Here is an 18,755-nt window from a genome sequence, read left to right as displayed (position 1 = left end):
TCGGGTCCGCTCGCTCAGTGGTCGGCAAGAGTGCCCGCGTACTCGGTAGCAGACGCTACGAAACGGGTTGTGGCTTCCGGGTTTCCGGCCGGGTGGGTGTGCAGGTACGAGGCATGGACCCGGTGGACGAGCGCGCCCTCGCGGGCCGGTGCGCCGTCGCTGCCGCGCCACGCCCAGGCCGGGGGCGCCGAGGCGGCTCCGGTCAGGCGGGTTCGATGGAATTCGTGTCCGCGGACGCGTTCGCCGGCGCGCCACAGCGGAGAATCCGCCAGGGCCACCGCGTCTCGGTAGCCGAGGGTGAGGCGGGGGCCGAACTCGGCATCGGCGTCGATCACGCCTGCCATGGGGTGCCCGTCGAGTGAGCGGGTCAGATACAGCAATCCCGCACATTCCGCGTGCACGGGCATGCCGCGTCGAGCCTGCTCCGCCACCGCGGTGAGCAGCGCGGTATTCGCCGCCAGTTCTGCCGCGTGCTCCTCCGGGAATCCGCCGGGCAGCACCAAACCCCCCGTCCCACTCGGCAATTCGTCCCGCAGGGGATCGAACACCACCACCTGCGCGCCCGCGGCCAGCAGCAACTCACGATGCTCGGCGTAGCCGAAGGTGAACGCGGGCCCACCCGCCATCGCGATCAGCGGCCCGGCACCCGCCGGAGCTTCGGACGAGACAGACTCACCCCGAACCGCTTCCGCGGGATCCCAAGCAGGACCGTCCGCGGTCGACCGGGCCAGGGCCGCGATCGCAGGCAGATCGACATGGGCGGCAACCAGATCCGTCATCGCCGATACCGCGGCGGTGGCGGCGGCGCCGTGCTCCACCGCGGGGATCAACCCGAGATGCCGTGACGGCACCTCCAATTCGGTCATCCGCGGCAGCGAGCCGAGCACCGGCAGCCCGACCCGATCGCAGGCCGCACGCAGAACCTGATCGTGCCGTTCGCTGCCGACCCGATTCAAAATGACCCCGCCGAGCCGAATTCCGCTGTCGAAGGTAGCGAAACCATGCAGCAACGCCGCCAAACTCTGACTGTGCCCGCGCGCATCGACCACCAACACCACCGGCGCGCCGAGCAGACCCGCGACCTGCGCGGTAGATCCCTCGGCGACCGCCCCGGCCTGGTTCTCATCGATGCGCCCGTCGAACAGCCCCATCACGCCTTCGACCACCGCGAGATCGCATTCCAGCGCACCGTGCCGATACAGCGGCACCACCCGCTCCGCCCCCACTAGCACCGGATCGAGATTGCGCCCCGGCCGCCCCGCCGCCAACCCGTGATACCCCGGATCGATGTAATCCGGCCCCACCTTGAACGGAGCCACCCGATGACCGGCCCGCCGCAGCGCCCCGATCAACCCCGTCGCCACCGTAGTCTTCCCACTCCCGGAAGCAGGCGCGGCAATCACCACCGCGGGCACCAGGTTGCGGGAGTTCACCATTCGATGCCGCGCTGGCCCTTGCGGCCCGCGTCCATGGGGTGCTTGAGCTTGGTCATCTCGGTGACCAGGTCGGCGGCGTCGATAAGCGCTTGCGGTGCGTCGCGGCCGGTGATGACCACGTGCTGGTTGCCGGGGCGGGTGCTGAGGGTTTCGACGACCTCGTCGAGGTCGACCCAGCCCCACTTCAGCGGGTAGGTGAACTCGTCCAAGACATAGAAGCGGTGCTGTTGATCCTGCAGCCGACGGACGATCTCCTGCCACCCGGCCAGCGCGGCGGCGGCGTGGTCCTCGTCGCTGCCCTGCTTGCGGGTCCAGGACCAGCCCTCGCCCATCTTGTGCCATTCGACCGCGCCGCCCGCCCCGGTCTCCTCGTGCAGCGTGCCGAGGGTGCGAAAGGCCGCCTCCTCCCCCACCTTCCACTTGGCGCTCTTCACGAACTGGAACACCGCGACGTCGAAACCCTGGTTCCAGGCCCGCAGCGCCATGCCGAACGCCGCGGTCGACTTCCCCTTGCCCGGCCCCGTATGCACCGCGAGCACCGGCTGATTGCGCCGCTGTCGCGTGGTGAGACCGTCGTCGGGCACGGTCTCCGGAACACCCTTAGGCATCGAAACTCCTTGTCAGTCCACGACTCGTCAGTGAGCCGCCCACATCGCGCCGATCCACCGGACGGCCGTGGCCACCACGCCGGTCGCGCAGCCACCGAACTCCTGCGAATCGCCGACCGCCGCCCATCTCCGAGCCGACACGCATCAAGCCGCGCGCACCGAGGCCGAACCAGGCCGCCCGGATCCGGCGCGCACCACGTCGGCGACCGAATCACCGGTCAGCTCAGCCAATCTCAAATACCCCCCGCGCAGTTCGCGGGCCAGCTCGGCCGCGAGACCGAGCCGGATCATCCCGCGCTCGCAGTCGACCACGATCGAGGTGACCCCCTCGTTGGCCAGGCGAGCGGCGGCCGCGCGGGCGCGCGGCAGCGGATCGACACCGCCGGTGGCGCGGCCGTCGGTGAGCAGCACCAGCATCGGGCGGCGGCGCGGGTCCCGGACCCGTTCCCGCAGCACGATTTCGCGGGCCTTCACCAGGCCGGCGGCCAGCGGCGTCTTGCCGCCGGTCCGCATCGAAGACAGACGGCGCACGGCGATATCGACCGAAGACGTAGGCGGCAGCACGAGTTCGGCGTCCTGCCCGCGCACCGTGATCACCGCGACCTTGTCCCGCCGCTGGTACGAGTCACGCAGCAGGGTGACGACCGCGCCGGTGACGGCGGAGAGCCGATCCCTGGACGCCATCGAGCCGGACGCGTCCACCACGAAGACGACCAGATTGCCTTCGCGCCCTTCGCGATACGCGCCACGCAGATCCTCGGCGGCCAGCTTCAGCGGCCCGTCGCCCCGCCCTCGTGACCACTGATGCGGCGCGGCGGCGAAGACGGTGCCGAGCAGATGCAGGCCGGTCGAGGTATCGGTGCTCGGCCGGACGACCCGCCCGTGCCGCGACTCCGCCCGGGACCGCCGGCCGGGTGCTCCTTCGCCGATGCCGGGCACCTCCCAGCGCGGCGGCGGCGCTGCGGCGGAATTCGGTGTGCCGCTGCGGCCTTCGCGCGCGCTGGGCCGCTGCCCGTCGCCGGGGCCGTCGGGCGGCGAGTCCGGGTCGTCGTCCGGATCGGTGTCACCGGCAGGCCCGGACGCGTCCGGCGTCGAGGGATCGCCCTCGCCCGTTTCCTCGCTCGATCCGGATTCGTTTGTCTCGCTGGGCGACTGCGCCTCGCGCTGCACTTCCTCGGCCGCATCGCGCATCGCGTCGTCGAGCTGGTCCTCGCTGATCCCCGGCTCGTCGAACGGATCGCGCCGACGCCGATGCGGCAGCGCGAGTTCCGCGGCGACCCGCACGTCCTCCTCGGTGACCGCGTCCGCGCCACGCCACGCGGCGTGCGCCGTCGCGGTCCGCGCGACCACCAGGTCCGCGCGCATGCCGTCGACGTCGAACGCGGCGCACAGCGCGGCAATTCGGCGCAGCTCCCCGTCGTCGAGCCCGACCTCCGCGACCCGATCGCGCGCGGCCAGGATGCGCTCGGCGATCGCTCGGTCCGCGGCGGCATAGCTCTCGGCGAACCCGGCCGGATCGGCCTCGTAGTCCAGCCGCCGCCGCACCACCGACATCCGCACGTCCACGTTCCGCGAGGCGGCCACGTCGACGGTGAGCCCGAACCGGTCCAGCAGCTGCGGACGCAGCTCGCCCTCCTCCGGGTTCATGGTGCCGACCAGCACGAATCGCGCGGGATGCGAATGCGAAACACCGTCGCGTTCGATGTGCACCCGCCCCATCGCCGCGGCATCGAGCAACACGTCGACCAGGTGGTCGTGCAGCAGATTGACCTCGTCGACGTAGAGCACGCCGTGATGCGCGGCCGCCAGCAGGCCGGGCCGGAACGCTTGTTCCCCGTCGCGCAGCACCCGCTCCAGATCCAGCGAGCCGACCACGCGGTCCTCGGTCGCGCCGACCGGCAGTTCCACCAGTCGCGCGGGGCGGGCGCCGGTCTCGTCGACGACCGGCGGCAGCAGCTGCGCCAGCGCGCGCACCACGGTCGACTTCGCGGTGCCCTTCTCGCCGCGCACCAGCACGCCGCCGATGCCGGGGTGCACCGCGCACAGAATCAACGCCAGTTGCAGCCGCTCCTGACCGACCACGGCGGAGAACGGAAAGCCCACCTCGAGGTCACTGCCCGGACGCGTACGTGATCCGGTCAACGAGTGAGGCGACGGCGCGGTTTCGGCATGGGACAACGACACGCCCCAACTCTATGCGCCGGGGGCCCGGTCCCCCGACGCTGCCCTGCGGATCGAGTCGCCCCTCGGATACACCACCGCCCCCGTCGCGGGTCTGCGACGAGGGCGGCAGCCGATCAACGGCTCGACGATCACCCCTTGCGCATCGGAATGTGCAGGATCCCGTCTTCGTCGAATTCGTCGCCATCGGGCTTGAACCCGTGCTTGGCGTACATGTCGACCAGGTAGGACTGCGCGTTCAACCGCACGGTGGCCGAGCCGACCTCGGCGAGCGCGGCCTGCAACAGGCGCGTGGTGTAGCCGTGCCCGCGGGCCGGCGCGACGGTGCAGAGCCGGCCGATGCGGAAGGACTTCACCCCGTCCTCGTGTTCCTCCAGCAGCCGCAGCGTGGCGATCACCTCGCCCTCGTCATCGAGCCAGAAGTGCCGGGTCTCCGGCAGCAGATCCAGGCCGTCCAGCTCCGGATACGCGCACTTCTGCTCGACGACAAAGACTTCGACGCGAAGTTTCAACAGCTGATAGAGGGTGGCGTTGTCGAGATCCAACGCCCATGACCGTTTGAGAGCAACCGTTGACATCATCGCCTGTTGCTATCACACCTAGCGGTTTGCCGCGACCCCCGCGTGCTCGGGCGTGTTATCTGTGCCACCCGTGAGGTTCAGCGTCTTGGAGGTCCAATCCCATACTTCGTGGAACAACGCCGGATTCTCGGACAGCTTCACGCCGAGTGAGGGAATCATCTCCTGCAGCTTCGGCGTCCACCCGGCGTACTCGGTCGGGAAGCAGCGCTGCATCACGTCGAGCATGGCGGTGACGCCCGTCGACGCGCCCGGGGAGGCGCCGAGCAGACCGGCGATGGAGCCGTCGGCGGCGGCGACCACGGCGGTGCCGAACTCGAGCACGCCGCCCGCACCCTTGCGCCGGATCACCTGGACGCGCTGGCCCGCGGTGATCAGCTCCCAGTCCCGGCCGTCGGCGCGCGGGATGAACTCCTTGAGCGTGTCCACCTTGCCTGCCTCGGACTTGAGCAGCTCACTGACCAGGTACTTGGTCAGGCCGAGCTCGGTGACGCCGACGCCGAGCAGGGAGAACAGATTGTTCGGCTTCACCGACTTGAACAGGTCGGTGAGCTTGCCCTCCTTGAGGAACTTCGGCGTCCAGCCCGCGTACGGGCCGAACAGCAGGCCGGGCACGCCCTTGATCACGCGAGTGTCCAAGTGCGGCACCGACATCGGCGGCGCGCCGACCGCGGCCTTGCCGTACACCTTGGCCTCGTGCTGGTGGATCAGCTCCGGATTGGTGCAGCGGAAGAACTGGCCGCTGACCGGGAAGCCGCCGAACCCGTCGATCTCCTTGATGCCGGACTTCTGCAGCAGCGGCAGCGCGCCGCCGCCCGCGCCGACGAAGACGAATTTGCTGATGAGCGTGCGGGTTTCGCGGGTACGCAGGTTGCGCACCTTGACCAGCCAGGAGCCGTCGGACTGCTTGGACAGGTCGCGCACCTCGTGGCCGAAGGCCAGGTCCGCGCCGCTCGCGCCGAGGTAGGCGAGCAGTTCCTTGGTGAGCGAACCGAAGTCGATGTCGGTGCCGCCGTCGGTCCAGTTCAGCGCGACCGGATCGGAGAAGTCACGGCCGCGGGCCATCAGCGGCAGGCGGCGGGCGAATTCGTCGGGGCTGTCGATGTACTCCATGCCCTCGAACAACGGATGCGGCGCCAGCGCCTCGTAGCGCTTGCGCAGGTACTCGACGTTGTCCGCACCGTGCACGAAACTCACGTGCGGGATCGGATTGATGAACCGGGACGGGTCACCGAGGATGTTGTGCTCCACGGCGTAGGACCAGAACTGGCGCGACACCTGGAACCGCTCGTTGATGTCGACGGCCTTGCTGATGTCCACCGAACCGTCGGCGTTCTGCGGGCTGTAGTTCAGCTCGCACAGCGCGGAGTGGCCGGTGCCCGCGTTGTTCCACGGGTCGCTGCTCTCCGCCGACGCGGCGTCGAGCCGCTCGAACAGGGAGATCGACCAATCGGGCTGCAGCTGGCGCAGCAGTGCACCGAGAGTGGCACTCATGATGCCGGCGCCGATGAGTACAACATCGGTCTTTTCAGTCATGGCAGCGTTCGGCACGGCTAGATCGACTTCCTTGTCCTTCTACGCGGGCCCACCGGGCGGGTGGACCTGCCTGGGCACGGTGCTTGCGAGTTATTGCCTCGGTCCGGGTTCCTAAACCATGGCGGGAGTTAGGTTACCCGCCGTTCACCTAGCCCCAATTGTGCACCTCACCACGTCGATCCCCCGCGCCGAACCCGCCGAATGTGACCTAGATTGTGTGTGTGACAAAGGAAACTTCACTCGCCGCTCCGATATCCGACACCCAGGGCGATGGCCAGTGGAAAGCCGATGTCCTCGGCGAGAAGTACCAGCAACGCACGCTGTCTTTCGGGGCAGATCCGGACGGCGAAGGCGAGGCCGTTGCCACCCTGGTGCGCTATCTGCCCGGCGGAAAAGTCGAGGCGGGCGCGGGCGCCGTGCTGTACGTGCACGGGTTCACCGACTACTTCTTCCAAGAACATCTCGCGGAGCATTTCGCGGCACAGGGCTACCAGTTCTACGCGCTCGATCTGCGTAAATGCGGACGGTCGCTACGCGACGGGCAGACGCCGCATTATGTGACCGATCTCGCACTGTATGACGACGAGCTGAACGAGGCATTGCGAATCGTGCGGGAAGAGACCGGCGCACCGGTCGTGCTGACCGCGCATTCCACCGGCGGGCTGATCCTGCCGCTGTGGCTGGACCGGCTCAACCGCGACCGCGGCACCGCCGCCTCGGGTGTGGCCGGCTTGGTCCTCAACAGTCCCTGGTTCGATCTGCAGGGCCCGTCCTACTACCGGACCGTCGGAACGCCGATCATCAAGGGGCTCGGCCGGTTTCGGAAGATGTTCCAACTGCCCAGCGCGAAGGTCAGCACCTACGGCGACAGCCTGCATCAGAGCGTGGCCGGTGAGTGGGACTACAACCTGGACTGGAAACCGTTGCACGGCTTCCCGGTTCGGTTCGGCTGGCTGCGCGCGATCCGCAACGGGCACGCGAAACTGCACGGCGGGCTCGACATCGGGGTGCCGTCGCTGATCCTGCGTTCCCGGATGACGAAGTTCGCCCGCCGCTACGGTCCCGCCGTCGACGTGGCCGACGCGGTGCTGGACGTCAAGCAGATCCAGCGCTGGTCCGGCTGCCTCGGCGACCGCACCAACATCGTGCCGATCGACGGCGCGAAGCACGACGTGTTCCTGTCCTCGGCCGAGCCGCTCGCGCACGCGTTCGCCGAACTCGACAATTGGCTGAAGTGGCTCGCCGGTTACCGAGCCGCGTCCGGCTCACCAGGTGCTGGTGCGTAGCACGATCTCCGTGGCCAGCTCCTGGTCGGCCTCGGTCGCCACATTGGTGACGTCGACGTCGACCACGCGGAACTCGCCGTAGACGAAGCGGCCGGAGGCGTCGGCCACCGAGCGCGGCAGGTTCTTGGTCACCAGCACCGTGGTCGGCAATTCGACGGGACGGACCGTGGCGTCGGCGACGGTCCCGTCCGGCCCCGGAGCCGCCGGATGGCCGTGATCGGCCACCACGAGGCTGATGAAGCGCCCGAATCCGGCCGCGCAGGCTCGCCACGCCAGTTCCGCGCCGGTGCCGCGCGCGGCCACGTTGGCCCAGGGCACGCCGATCTGATCCAGGATCGCGGTGACGCCCGCGGCGTCGAGCCCCTCGATCGACTCCAGCACCACCGTGCGCAGATCCGAATTGTGCAATCGAGCACATACCTGGTCGTAGACGTCCGCCGGGTCGTTCGCGTCGGGCAGCAACAGCACGCTGTGCCGGGATTCCGGGCCGTCTACCCGCACGGTCCACGCCCGATCGCCCACCGTGATCTGCCGAGATTTCATGCCGAATGACGCTACACGGGTCTGCTGAACGAGGCCCGGTCTTCGTCAGGCCAACAGCCGCATACCGGCTCGTTCACCGGCGTTGTGGTCGAAGGTGACGGTGAGGTCGCAGCCGGCCTCCTGACCGAGCTGCTGGATGAGCGCGTCGGCGAAGTCCGCGCCGTCGGCGGCCCGGCGCAGCGCCTGGCGCACGGTGTCGGCGCGTTCGACCACGATCTCGGTGGAGTCGAGCAGGCCGAGCAGCACGTCGGTGACCGCCTCGGGGTCCTGCTTGTAGCCGCGGCGCAGCACCCAGTGGATCTCCGCGAGCACGATCATCGTCACGTAGCCGGGACGGCTTTCGCTGAGACCATCGATCACCTGGTTGGCGCGCGCGGACTGCTCCGGATCGTCCTGGGTGAGGTAGCGGATCAGTACATTGGCGTCCAGACCGATCATTTCTGCTTGCCTTCCACGACGTTTCCGGTGATCGCCTCGTTCATCTGCGCGAGGCCGATCGGCGAGCCGGACCAGCCGACTATCCCCTTGAGCGACTTGATGGTTCGGGTCTCGGGCACCAGTTCGTAGGTGCCGTTGACGGTGGGCACGAAGGCGACCCGGACCCCGGCGCGCAGCCCCATGGCGACCCGGACATCGATCGGGATGGTGATCTGGCCCTTGCTCGTCACGGTCGCGGACACCACGTTTCCCGCCCTGCTGTTGGACTTCTTGTCTGCCACTTCAGTCACCGACCCGTGCTACTCCCACGCCCATCGCCCCGCGCGCCTTACCCGGAGCCGAATTCCTTACTGAAAGGTAAGGGGCGAGGTACGCCGCGTCAACAGTTCAGCCGCGCGAGGTTGCCGAACTGGGGAGCGCCTGGGTCGCCAGGATGGGCAGCTCGAGCGGCGCGCCGTCGGTGAGCAGGCGTTCCAGCCGGTCCAGATCGAGGTGCTGCTCGACGAGGTCGGCGAGCAGATCGAGCTGAGTCGCGCGCACGGTGGCGACGGAAGTGTCTTCGGCGGCAACGAAACCCGTGCGGCCGGCCGCGACGGCCACCGAACGCAGCCAGGTTCGGCGGAATTCGTCGGATTCGAGCAGGCCGTGCAGGTGAGTGCCCCAGAGGGCTTGACGCACACTGCCTTCCGGTTCGCCGTCGAGGTCGAGCCACGGACGGTCTCCGTTGCCGGTCACCCGGCCGTGGTGGATCTCGTAGCCGTGCACCGGGATTCCCGTGGTGTCATGACCAGTGCTGCGGCGCAACACCTTCGGGTCGGCGAACTCGATCTCCAGGTCGAGCAGGCCGAGTCCGTCCACCGGGCCCGCGCCCGATTCGATCGGGTCGACGATTCGGGTGCCCAGCATCTGATAGCCACCGCAGATGCCGAGGATCGGGCGGCCTGCCGCGGCCCGTACGCGCAGTGCGTCGGCGATTCCGGTGCGGCGCAACCACTCCAGGTCCGACACCGTCGCCTTGCTGCCGGGCAGCACGACCAGGTCGGCCTCGGTCAGGCGGGACGGTTCGCTCGCCCAGCGCACCGCGACGCCGGGCTCACAGGCCAGCGCCTCGATGTCGGTGGAGTTGGAGATGCGGGGCAGCCGGACGGCGGCGACGGTGAGCCATTCGGTGCCGACCGGCGGCCGCGGGCGGCCGACCGGCGTGTCGGCGAGGGTGCTCAGCGAGTCCTCGGCGTCGATCCAGAGATCGTCGCGGTACGGGAGCACGCCGAGGGTGGGCCTGCCGGTCAGTTCGGTCAGCCGGTCCAGGCCGGGACGGAGCAGTTCGACGTCGCCGCGGAACTTGTTGATCACGAATCCGGAAATCAGTCGCTGGTCCTCAGGTTCCAGGATGGCGACGGTGCCGAACAGGTGCGCCAGCACGCCGCCGCGATCGATGTCACCGACCAGCAGCACCGGAAGCCGGGCGGGCCGCGCGAGGCCCATGTTCGCCAGATCCGTTGCGCGCAGATTGATTTCGGCGGGTGATCCGGCGCCCTCGCAGATCACCACGTCGAATTCGGCGCGCAGCGAGGCGAGTTCGTCGGCGACCACCTCGCGCAGCCGCTGCCGGTGCTGGAAGTAGTCCCGCGCGCCGACCGTGCCGATCGCCTTGCCGCGCACCACCAGCTGCGAGCGCCGATCGCTGCCCGGCTTCAGCAACACCGGGTTGAACCGCACGCTCGGCTCCAGCCCGCAGGCCTGCGCCTGCAACGCCTGCGCGCGGCCGATCTCCCCACCGTCCAGGGTGACCACGGAGTTGTTCGACATGTTCTGCGCCTTGAACGGCGCCACCCGCACCCCGCGCCGGGCCAGCATCCGGCAGATGCCCGCCACCACAACGCTTTTGCCCGCGTCCGACGTGGTTCCCGCGACGAGCAGCGCGCCCTTCACCGCGCGGTTCGGTTCACGGGAGGGTGAGGATTTCCGCGCCGGTGTCGGTGACCACCAGGGTGTGCTCGAACTGCGCGGTCCACTTGCGGTCCTTGGTGACCACGGTCCAGCCGTCGTCCCAGATCTCGTAGTCGATGCCGCCGAGGTTGATCATCGGCTCGATGGTGAAGGTCATGCCCGGCTCGATGATCGACTCGATGGCCGGCTGGTCGTAATGCAGGATCACCAGGCCGCTGTGGAACGTCGGACCGACCCCGTGCCCGGTGAAGTCGCGGACCACGCCGTAGCCGAACCGGTTCGCATAGGACTCGATGACCCGCCCGATGACGTTCAGCGCCCGGCCCGGCCGGACCGCCTTGATCGCGCGCAGCGTGGCCTCTTCGGTCCGTTCGACCAGCAGCCGGACCTCCTCGTCGACGTCGCCGGCCAGGTACGTCTTGTTCGTGTCGCCGTGCACCCCGTGGATGTAGGCGGTGACGTCGATATTGACGATGTCACCGTCCTCGATCACCGTCGAGTCCGGAATGCCGTGGCAGATGACCTCGTTCAGCGAGGTGCAGCAGGACTTCGGAAAACCCTTGTAGCCCAGCGTCGACGGGTACGCGCCGTGGTCGCACATGTACTCGTGCGCGATCCGGTCCAGCTCGTCGGTGGTCACGCCCGGCGCGACCGCCTTGCCCGCCTCTTCCAGCGCCTGCGCCGCGATCTTGCTCGCGATCCGCATCTTGTCGATCGTCTCCGCCGTCTGCACCCAGGGCTCGCGACCCTCGTTGACGGTCTTCTTCCACGCGTACTCCGGGCGCTCGATCGTGCGCGGAACCTCGCGGGTGGGTGACTGGGTGCCGGGTACGAGCGGCTTGCGAGTGCGGACAGACATAACGAACAGCCTAATCGGCCCCGATCCCCTGCGCTCGAGCGCCGGACCGGTAAGGCCGACAGACCGCGCGCCGACGTGGCTCGGACGACCCAGCGGCGTGTCGTTCCGGTGTTGCGGCGCCGGTGCTCTTGGTTCGGCTGCGTCGCGCCGGTCGGCGGTCTTAGGCTGGATGACGTCGGTCCTAGAACTGAGGTGGGGTATGGATCCGGTTTCGCTCGGGATTGCGGCCGCGGCACTGCTGGCTTCGAAGTTCGGCGAAGAGCTGGCCAAGGATGCCGGCGCAAGCACGTCACGAGCGATCGGACGGCTGCGCGAACTGGTGGCCGCCCGGTTCCGCGACGAGCCCGAAACCCTTACCGCGCTGACGACTTCGGCCGATACGCCGCAGGCGCGAGCGATGGTCGCCGACCGGGTCGCCGCGGTGGCCGGACGTGATCCCGGCTTCGCCGATGACGTACAGCGCCTGGTGAGCGCGGCGCGGCGGGATCGGACGGCGGAGGTGTTCGTGGCGCAGGCGTTCGACGACGCCAGGCAGGTCAACATTCACGGCGACAACACCGGCACCATCAATCTCGGGTAGGGATCCGTGCCCGAGTTCGACGCTCGCGAGCAGGCTCGGCAGATCAACGTGGCCGGCGACAACTCCGGCACGATCGACGCCTCCGTGCACGAGGCGCCGCTGCCGCCGCGTCCGGTGGTGACCACCGCCCTGCGTCGCGATGTCGGGGTGTTCATCGATCGAGAGCTCGAACTGCAACGCATCCTGGACGCGGCGGGACCGGGGGCGATATCGGTGCACACCGTCGACGGCATGCCTGGGGTGGGTAAGACGGCGCTGGTCACCCGGGCCGCCCACGTCCTGGCGCCGCAGTTTCCGGATGGCCGTTACTTCATCGATCTGCACACCCACACGCCCGGGCACAGCCCCGCCGACCCCGCGGACGTGCTGGGCAGGTTGCTGATCGGCCTGGGGATCGAGCCACGCAATATTCCGGACGGCCTCGATGGTCGCCGCGATCAGTGGCGTGATCGGCTCGCCGGTAAACGCGTGTTGCTGGTGCTGGACGACGCCCGCGATCATGCCCAGATCGAGCCGCTGCTGCCCGCCGGTCCGGGCTGTCTGACGTTGGTGACGAGCCGTCGGCGCCTGATCGCGCTCGACGCGGCGAAGCCATTGGCGTTGGAGGTGCTCGACCCCGAGCTCGCCGTCGAGCTGTTCTGCGTGCTCGCGCACCGTCCCGCCATGACCGACAACGATCGTCAAGCGGTCGCCAGGATCACCCGGGCGTGCGGCTGTTTGCCCTTGGCGATCGCGTTGCTGGCCGGACGGCTCGCCCACCACCCCGCCTGGACCATCCCGGACCTGGCCGCCGGGTTCGCGGCGACCAGCGATCGGCTCACCGAGCTCGACGCCGGCGACCGCGCGGTGTACGCGGCCTTCACGATGTCCTATCAGCACCTGCCACCCGGGCGGCAGCGGTTGTTCCGGTACCTCGGCCTGCATCCGGGCATCGATATCGACAGCGCCGCCGCCGCAGCGCTCGCCGGTCTCCCGGTAGTTGTGGTGCGGCGCGAACTCGATGCGCTCTACGTGGACCATCTCATCGACGAGACCCTGCCCGGTCGGTACCGGCTGCACGATCTGCTGCGCGAGTACGCCCGGACGCTCGCCACCGAAGACCCACTCGACGACCGGGCGCTGGATCGTCTGCTGGACTACTACCAGCACACCGCCGTCCACGCGGACCGGCGGGTGGCCCATGTCACGCGCCCCACCGGGTCGATCACCGCGGCGGTCACTCCGGACGGGGCGATCCGGGATTTCGATGACGAGGCGCAGGCGTTGGCCTGGCTGCGCGGCGAGCGGGTCAATCTGCTGAACTGTATCGATTACGCGGTCGCCCATCAGCTTTCGCGGGTCGCCGACCTGACCGGGGTGCTCGCGGCACTGCTGGAACACGACGGACCGTGGCCGCAGGCCAGGCGACTACACCGGCAGGCGCAATGCGCGGCCGACCGGATCGGCGACCGGGTCGGTGCGGCGAACGCGCTGACCGACCTGGCCCGCGTGCACTCGCTGACCGAGGACCACGCCGTGGCGATCGACCTGTACGAGCAGGCGCTGGCCCGCTATCGCGATCTCGGCAACCGCCTCGGCGAGGCCAACGTCCTCACCTATCTTGGCGCGCTACGGCAATGGGCCGGGGACGACGCAGGCGCCGGCGAACTGCGCCAGGCACTGACCATCTGCCGCGCGATCGGTGATCGACTCGGCGCGGCCAACGCCCTGGTCTACCTCGGTGCCTTACGGCAGTGGATCGGCGGCGACAGCGGAGTCGTGGAACTGCGGCAGGCCCTGGCGCTCTATCGCGACGTCGGCTATCGCTTCGGCGAAGCGACCACGCTGATGAATCTCGGCTTCAGCCACCAGCGTGCCGGAGACCACCCGGAGGCGGCCGACCTGTGCCGACAGGCGCTGACGATCTATCGCGACCTCGGCAACCGTTTCGGCGAGGGCACTGCGTTGACCAATCTCGGCATCGTGCACCACCGCACGGGCGACTACGCCGAGGCCATCGCCGTGCTCCAGCAGGCGCAGGTCATCCTGCACGAGATCGGCAATCGCGTCGGCGAGGCCAACGCGCTCGGCAATCTCGGCATCGCACACCGGTTGACCGGGGATTACGCGCAGGCCTCCACTCTGTTCCAGCGGGCGGTCACGATCCTGCGCGAGCTGGGTGGCGGCTTCTGGGAAGCCATCGCGTACAACGAGATCGGGCAGTTGTTGCTCGATACCCGCGAGCTGGGCAAGGGGGTCGAGGTGTTCACCGACGCACTGGAATTCGCCCGCAGCACCCGCAACGCGTTCGAACAGGCCCGCGCGCTGGAGGGGCTCGCCCGGTGCCGGACCGGCCTCGGCGAGAGCAGCGCCGCGCTGGCCCCCTTACGCGAAGCGGTCGAGATCTACCGGCGACTCGGGGTTCCCGAGGCGGGACCGGCGGCCGCGTACCTCGCCACGCTGGAGCGGGACCTGCCGGCCTCGTGACCCGATGCCGGTCGGCTCCCCGACCCGCGCGGAATACCTGCGGACCGTGGTCCGTTTAAGCTACTGGTTGACATAGACACTACTGAAGGAAGAGGCTCGACCGTGGAATTGGGACTCACGACGTTCGCCGAGCTGTATCCGGCCGGGGACCGGCCCGCGCCGACCGCGGCCGAGCGGTTGCGCGAGGTGGTCGAGGAGGCGGTGGCCACCGAGCAGGCCGGACTTGCCGTCTATGGCGTCGGGGAACATCATCGCAAGGATTTCGCCGCCTCCTCGCCGGCCGTTGTGCTGGCCGCGATCGCGGCGCGGACCGAGAAGATCCAGCTGACCAGTGCGGTCACCGTGCTCAGCTCGGATGATCCGGTACGGGTGTACCAGGATTTCTCGACGTTGGACGGACTGTCCAACGGCCGCGCGGAGCTGATGGCCGGCCGCGGGTCGTTCACGGAGAGCTTCCCGTTGTTCGGGTACGACCTGTCCGACTACGACGAGCTCTTCGAAGAGAAGCTGGCGCTGCTGCTGCACCTGCGCGAGGACGAGCCGGTCACCTGGAACGGCAAGTTCCGGGCGCCGCTGCACAACGCCACCGTCTACCCGCGCACCGACAACCGCCCGCTGCCGGTGTGGATCGCGGTCGGCGGCTCCCCCGAATCCGTCGTGCGCGCCGGACTTCTCGGCCTCCCGCTGGCCATCGCGATCATCGGCGGACAGCCCGCCCGGTTCAAGCCGCTGGTCGACCTGTACCACCGCGCGCTCGCCGAGGGCGGCCACGAGAAGCAGCCGGTGGCGGTGCACGCGCACGGCTACATCGCCGATACCGAGGAAGCGGCCATCGCCGACTTCTACGAGCCCTACGCCCGCGCCATGAGCGTCATCGGCCGGGAACGCGGCTGGGGCCCGATGACCCGCGCCCAATTCGACGGACTCCGTTCGAAGGAAGGTTCACTGTTCGTCGGCAACCCCGACTACGTCGCGGAGAAGATCGCCGACATCCGCGACACCCTGGGCCTGGACCGGTTCATGCTGCACACCAGCGTCGGCACGCTGCCGCACGACAAGGTCCTGCACAACATCGAATTGCTCGGCGCGAAGGTCGCCCCGCAGGTCGGTTGAGCCGGAACCCGGTGCGGGTCAACGGTTTCGCAGCCAGGCGTGGAACTGCGCGCTGTCGAATGCCGTGCCCGCCAACGCCGGGGCCGTGCCCGAGGAAATCACGGTGACCCTGGTTCGCGTCCACGCGAACCAGGTGTGGGTCGGATAGTCGAGCAGCAGTCGCGCGTCGGCGGCCCGGGGTTGACTCGTCTCGTCCGATCCCGTGGCCATGGCTCGGGGTAGATACGGCGAGGCCGGTTCCAATTGCACCGTATCGGCGGTCTCGCGTCCGGCGATCCGCACCGGCACCGCGATGTAGGACTCGATTCCGGCGTGCTCGAGCGTCGGATCGGCGGCCGACCTCGGATCGGTCGCGTACACCGTGACCGGTGCGCCGTCTCGCCGAAGCGCCACGGCCCCAACATCATTCGACGCACCCGACGATCGAGCGAACGATGCCACGAGGCGCTGCGCGGCCGGAGTGTCGATCGCGCGGTCGATGACGCCGTCGTCCGGCTCGCGCTCCCACGCCGGCGCGGGCGCGCCGCGATCCGCGCACCCGGCCAGGGCCAGACCGGCGGCCAGCAATCCGGCCGCGACCCGCAGTGCAGGCCCGGTCATCGGGGCGCGATGCCGTAATCCTCGCCGAACCACGTCCAGTCCGAGTTCCGGGTGTAGGAGTCGATCGACTGAGTGACGGTGCGCCGCGAGGACGGCCAGGGATCCCCGTAGGTGATGGTGCCCGCGTCCACGTCGAAGCCGTAGATCACCTGTGCGTGCCCGCCACCGGCGGCCCACGCGATGCCGGTGAGGATCGGCCGATCGGCCGAGATCTCCTCGACGACCTTGGTCATCGACAAGGGTGCGCCGACGGCCGCGGTGAAGCCGATCCCCCGGAACGCCGAGGCGATCTGCTCGAGCGACGCTTCCTCGTTGGGGCAGGCACCCGCGGCGCTGACGCCGTGTACCAGCGCGCAGTACTGGTTCTGACTGATGGGCCGGTGCAGATAGGTGGCTATCGATGAGCCGTCGGCCGCCCAGCACCATTGATCCGCGGTCTGGGCCTGCTGGAGATACGGCAAGGTCTGCGCGCCGAAGACCGCGACGCGCGGCTCCGGCACCCGCGGCAGATTCGGCGTCACCGTCAACCCGTGCGAATGCCCGGCCGCGGGCCCATCGACCGGACCCGGGTCGGCGACGGCGGAGCCGTGCAGCGCCAAGGCGAGGAACATCGCGACCGGGCCGCCGCACAGCTTCCATTTACGCGTCATGCCGCATCCTTCCGAGCGGAAATACGATGGCACGCTACATATCCGCGCACTCGGTCGCAATATGTTCGCGCGGATGCACCGGAAGAATGGGCGACTTGGGCGAATTTACTTGCGGGACACCGCCGTTAACCATGACTTAAATGAATCATGGTGACTTTTATATTGTCGTCGCCCGAATGCCGTGGAACACTCCCTGTTCAGTTCACCGATCATTCCATCCGGAAATGATGGATCATGGGGGCTCAGCAGGAGGAACCTTGCACTATTCGCGCTTGTCCACCGCTTTCGTAACCGCCCTGGGAATCGGCCTCGCGGTGTCCGCCACCGCGCATGCCGCCCCGGACGAACCCGCTCCGCAGATCAAGCACCACGCGTTCGGCCTCGACCGCGCGGCCGCGAAGGACAGCCTCGGCCGGGATACCACCGTCGGCACCACGCTGCCGGTGCAGTTGGGCGCCGTCGGCGCACCACCGGCCGCATATTCGTTGCGCCAGTACGCATTACCCGCAGGCGATCAGGGTCCGGTCGGCTCCTGCGTCACCTGGGCGACCGGATACACCGGGTACGGGGTGCTGATGAACGAGCAGCAGATCGCCGGCGATCCGATGGCGCCCATGTTCATCTACGCGCAGATCGCCCAGGGCAACGACCAGGGCACCTACGCCGGAGTGGCCCTGCCGCTGGAACAGCAACAGGGCATCGACACCAAAGCCGACTACTGGCAGGGCGATTTCGACTACACCACCCAGCCCGACGCGAAGGAACGCGCCAACGCCATCCATTACAAACTATCCGGCGCACAGGATCTCACCAAGGGCGATATCGTCACCAACATCAAGAAGGCGATAGCCGCCGGCCTGCCCGTCCCCTTCGGCTTCGACGCCAGGGAAAGCTTCGAAAACTTGGACAGCACCAACGACAACTACAACCCGTCGCCCCGTGAGAAAATCCTCGGCGGCCACGAGGTGACCATCGTCGGGTACGACGCGAAAGGCGTGACGGTCGAGAATTCCTGGGGCCCGAACTGGGGCAAGAACGGTTTCTTCACCGCCCCCTGGTCCTTCATCACCGGCGCCGACGTGAACGAAATCCACTCGATGGGCCGACTACTGCCCGCCTGAGCTATTTGGTGAGGTGGGCCTCGAAGGCGATCCGGTCGCCGCGGTAGAGGCCGCGGACGCGTTCGATCGGGTCGCCGTCGGCATCGAGGCTGCGGCGGTGCAGGAGCAGAAGCGGTAGGGCCGTGGTGCATTCGAGGAGGGCGGCCTCGCGCGGGGAGGCGAGGACGGTCTCGATGCGCTCGGTGGCCCGGCCGAAGCTGACACCGGAATCGCGGACCGCGGCATACAGCGAGGTGGTGGGATCGTAGTCGGCGCGCAGGCCGGCGAAGCGGTGCAGCGGTAGGTAGGTGCTTTCCAGGCCGATGCGCTCGCCGTCGGCGAGCAGGACCCGTTCGAGGTGCATGACCGAAGTGCCCACGGGGACAGCCAGATCGCGGGCGGTGTCGGCGTCGGCCGGGACGTCGTCCCAGCTGACCAGCAGGCGTCCGGGAACGCGACCGTAGCTGATGGCGCCTTCGGTATAGGAGCGAAGCGACAGCGGCTGAACCATTTTCGGGCGCGAGACCACGGTGCCACGCCCCTGCCGGCGAATCCGGCCCTCCACCAACAGGTCTCGCAGCGCCTGACGGACGGTCTCGCGCGCCACCTCGAAGCGGACCGCCAGATCTCGCTCCGACGGCACCGGATCGCCCTCGGCCAGGTCGTCGAGGATCCTCTCCAACTCGGTGCGCACGCGATAGGACTTCGGCAGCCGGTCGGGCAGCGCCAATTCGGCTCGCCCGCCGGGCATCTCGTCGGGCGCCACCGCGGCGCCGACCCCGTCCACCTCCGTTGCTTCCATGTGGCACAGCATACCCACAATTGGTCTAT

The 18,755-nt window shown here is 68.7% G+C and carries 18 protein-coding genes; 5 read left to right on the top strand and 13 right to left on the bottom strand.

The window, feature by feature from the left end; all coding sequences use genetic code 11:
* Positions 1-14: 14 nt before the first annotated feature.
* The 5 genes from ACFQ9K_RS06375 to mqo all read right to left on the bottom strand — a co-directional run bounded on the left by ACFQ9K_RS06375 (position 15) and on the right by mqo (position 6,354).
* Positions 15-1,436, bottom strand: coding sequence for a cobyrinate a,c-diamide synthase (locus ACFQ9K_RS06375; RefSeq protein WP_378715267.1), 1,422 nt, complete (start codon positions 1,434-1,436; stop codon positions 15-17).
* Positions 1,430-2,044 (bottom strand): cob(I)yrinic acid a,c-diamide adenosyltransferase, encoded by a 615-nt coding sequence (gene cobO / locus ACFQ9K_RS06370; protein ID WP_378715266.1) that lies wholly within the window; start codon positions 2,042-2,044, stop codon positions 1,430-1,432. The genes ACFQ9K_RS06375 and cobO overlap by 7 nt, the downstream gene beginning before the upstream one ends.
* A 144-nt stretch (positions 2,045-2,188) precedes the next feature.
* On the bottom strand, positions 2,189-4,186 hold the full coding sequence (locus tag ACFQ9K_RS06365) for a magnesium chelatase subunit D family protein (protein ID WP_378715285.1): 1,998 nt from the start codon (positions 4,184-4,186) through the stop codon (positions 2,189-2,191).
* A 170-nt stretch (positions 4,187-4,356) separates the two neighbouring features.
* A complete protein-coding gene (locus ACFQ9K_RS06360; RefSeq protein ID WP_378715264.1) occupies positions 4,357-4,806 on the bottom strand; it encodes a GNAT family N-acetyltransferase in 450 nt (149 codons plus the stop codon).
* Between the two features lie 18 nt (positions 4,807-4,824).
* Positions 4,825-6,354 (bottom strand): malate dehydrogenase (quinone), encoded by a 1,530-nt coding sequence (gene mqo / locus ACFQ9K_RS06355; RefSeq protein WP_378715262.1) that lies wholly within the window; start codon positions 6,352-6,354, stop codon positions 4,825-4,827.
* Positions 6,355-6,560: 206 nt separating this feature from the next.
* On the opposite strand from mqo, the gene ACFQ9K_RS06350 reads away from it, so the two are divergent.
* Entirely contained in the window at positions 6,561-7,625 is a 1,065-nt protein-coding gene (locus tag ACFQ9K_RS06350) for an alpha/beta hydrolase (protein ID WP_378715260.1), read from the top strand.
* Here the strand turns inward: ACFQ9K_RS06350 and ACFQ9K_RS06345 are convergent.
* The 5 genes from ACFQ9K_RS06345 to map all read right to left on the bottom strand — a co-directional run bounded on the left by ACFQ9K_RS06345 (position 7,605) and on the right by map (position 11,415).
* Entirely contained in the window at positions 7,605-8,168 is a 564-nt protein-coding gene (locus ACFQ9K_RS06345; RefSeq protein WP_378715258.1) for an alpha/beta hydrolase, read from the bottom strand. The two genes, ACFQ9K_RS06350 and ACFQ9K_RS06345, sit on opposite strands and share 21 nt — an antisense overlap.
* Positions 8,169-8,213: 45 nt before the next feature.
* On the bottom strand, positions 8,214-8,606 hold the full coding sequence (locus ACFQ9K_RS06340; RefSeq protein WP_040737245.1) for a PIN domain-containing protein: 393 nt from the start codon (positions 8,604-8,606) through the stop codon (positions 8,214-8,216).
* Complete coding sequence (locus ACFQ9K_RS06335; protein WP_378715256.1) at positions 8,603-8,896, bottom strand: AbrB/MazE/SpoVT family DNA-binding domain-containing protein; 294 nt, start codon at positions 8,894-8,896, stop codon at positions 8,603-8,605. Before ACFQ9K_RS06335 ends, ACFQ9K_RS06340 begins: the two co-directional genes overlap by 4 nt.
* A 97-nt stretch (positions 8,897-8,993) precedes the next feature.
* Positions 8,994-10,538 (bottom strand): cobyric acid synthase, encoded by a 1,545-nt coding sequence (locus ACFQ9K_RS06330; RefSeq protein WP_378715254.1) that lies wholly within the window; start codon positions 10,536-10,538, stop codon positions 8,994-8,996.
* Between the two features lie 13 nt (positions 10,539-10,551).
* Positions 10,552-11,415: a type I methionyl aminopeptidase gene (map, locus tag ACFQ9K_RS06325; protein ID WP_378715253.1), complete on the bottom strand. Its 864-nt coding sequence runs from the start codon at positions 11,413-11,415 to the stop codon at positions 10,552-10,554.
* A gap of 199 nt (positions 11,416-11,614) precedes the next feature.
* On the opposite strand from map, the gene ACFQ9K_RS06320 reads away from it, so the two are divergent.
* The 3 genes from ACFQ9K_RS06320 to ACFQ9K_RS06310 all read left to right on the top strand — a co-directional run bounded on the left by ACFQ9K_RS06320 (position 11,615) and on the right by ACFQ9K_RS06310 (position 15,574).
* A complete protein-coding gene (locus ACFQ9K_RS06320) occupies positions 11,615-11,995 on the top strand; it encodes a hypothetical protein (RefSeq protein ID WP_378715252.1) in 381 nt (126 codons plus the stop codon).
* Positions 11,996-12,001: 6 nt separating this feature from the next.
* Positions 12,002-14,461, top strand: a complete 2,460-nt coding sequence (locus ACFQ9K_RS06315; RefSeq protein WP_378715250.1) for an ATP-binding protein — start codon at positions 12,002-12,004, stop codon at positions 14,459-14,461.
* A gap of 102 nt (positions 14,462-14,563) precedes the next feature.
* On the top strand, positions 14,564-15,574 hold the full coding sequence (locus ACFQ9K_RS06310) for an LLM class flavin-dependent oxidoreductase (RefSeq protein WP_378715248.1): 1,011 nt from the start codon (positions 14,564-14,566) through the stop codon (positions 15,572-15,574).
* A gap of 18 nt (positions 15,575-15,592) precedes the next feature.
* Here ACFQ9K_RS06310 and ACFQ9K_RS06305 read toward each other — a convergent pair whose 3' ends face one another.
* Together ACFQ9K_RS06305 and ACFQ9K_RS06300 are read right to left on the bottom strand one after the other, a co-directional pair.
* Entirely contained in the window at positions 15,593-16,174 is a 582-nt protein-coding gene (locus ACFQ9K_RS06305; protein ID WP_378715246.1) for a hypothetical protein, read from the bottom strand.
* Positions 16,171-16,824, bottom strand: coding sequence for a papain-like cysteine protease family protein (locus tag ACFQ9K_RS06300; protein ID WP_378715244.1), 654 nt, complete (start codon positions 16,822-16,824; stop codon positions 16,171-16,173). The genes ACFQ9K_RS06305 and ACFQ9K_RS06300 overlap by 4 nt, the downstream gene beginning before the upstream one ends.
* Positions 16,825-17,096: 272 nt before the next feature.
* Between ACFQ9K_RS06300 and ACFQ9K_RS06295 the strand changes: the two genes are divergently transcribed.
* Positions 17,097-17,945 carry a C1 family peptidase gene (locus tag ACFQ9K_RS06295; RefSeq protein ID WP_378715242.1) on the top strand — a complete coding sequence of 283 codons (849 nt, stop codon included), beginning with the start codon at positions 17,097-17,099 and terminating at the stop codon, positions 17,943-17,945.
* A gap of 1 nt (position 17,946) precedes the next feature.
* Here the strand turns inward: ACFQ9K_RS06295 and ACFQ9K_RS06290 are convergent, their stop codons facing one another.
* Positions 17,947-18,675: a GntR family transcriptional regulator gene (locus tag ACFQ9K_RS06290; RefSeq protein ID WP_378715283.1), complete on the bottom strand. Its 729-nt coding sequence runs from the start codon at positions 18,673-18,675 to the stop codon at positions 17,947-17,949.
* Between the last annotated feature and the right edge of the window lie 80 nt (positions 18,676-18,755).

The organism is Nocardia sp. NPDC056564 (genome assembly GCF_042793755.1).
GTDB lineage: Bacteria > Actinomycetota > Actinomycetes > Mycobacteriales > Mycobacteriaceae > Nocardia.
The sequence above is the reverse complement of the archived record's forward strand: the minus strand, read 5'-3'. Positions and strand labels throughout refer to the sequence as shown.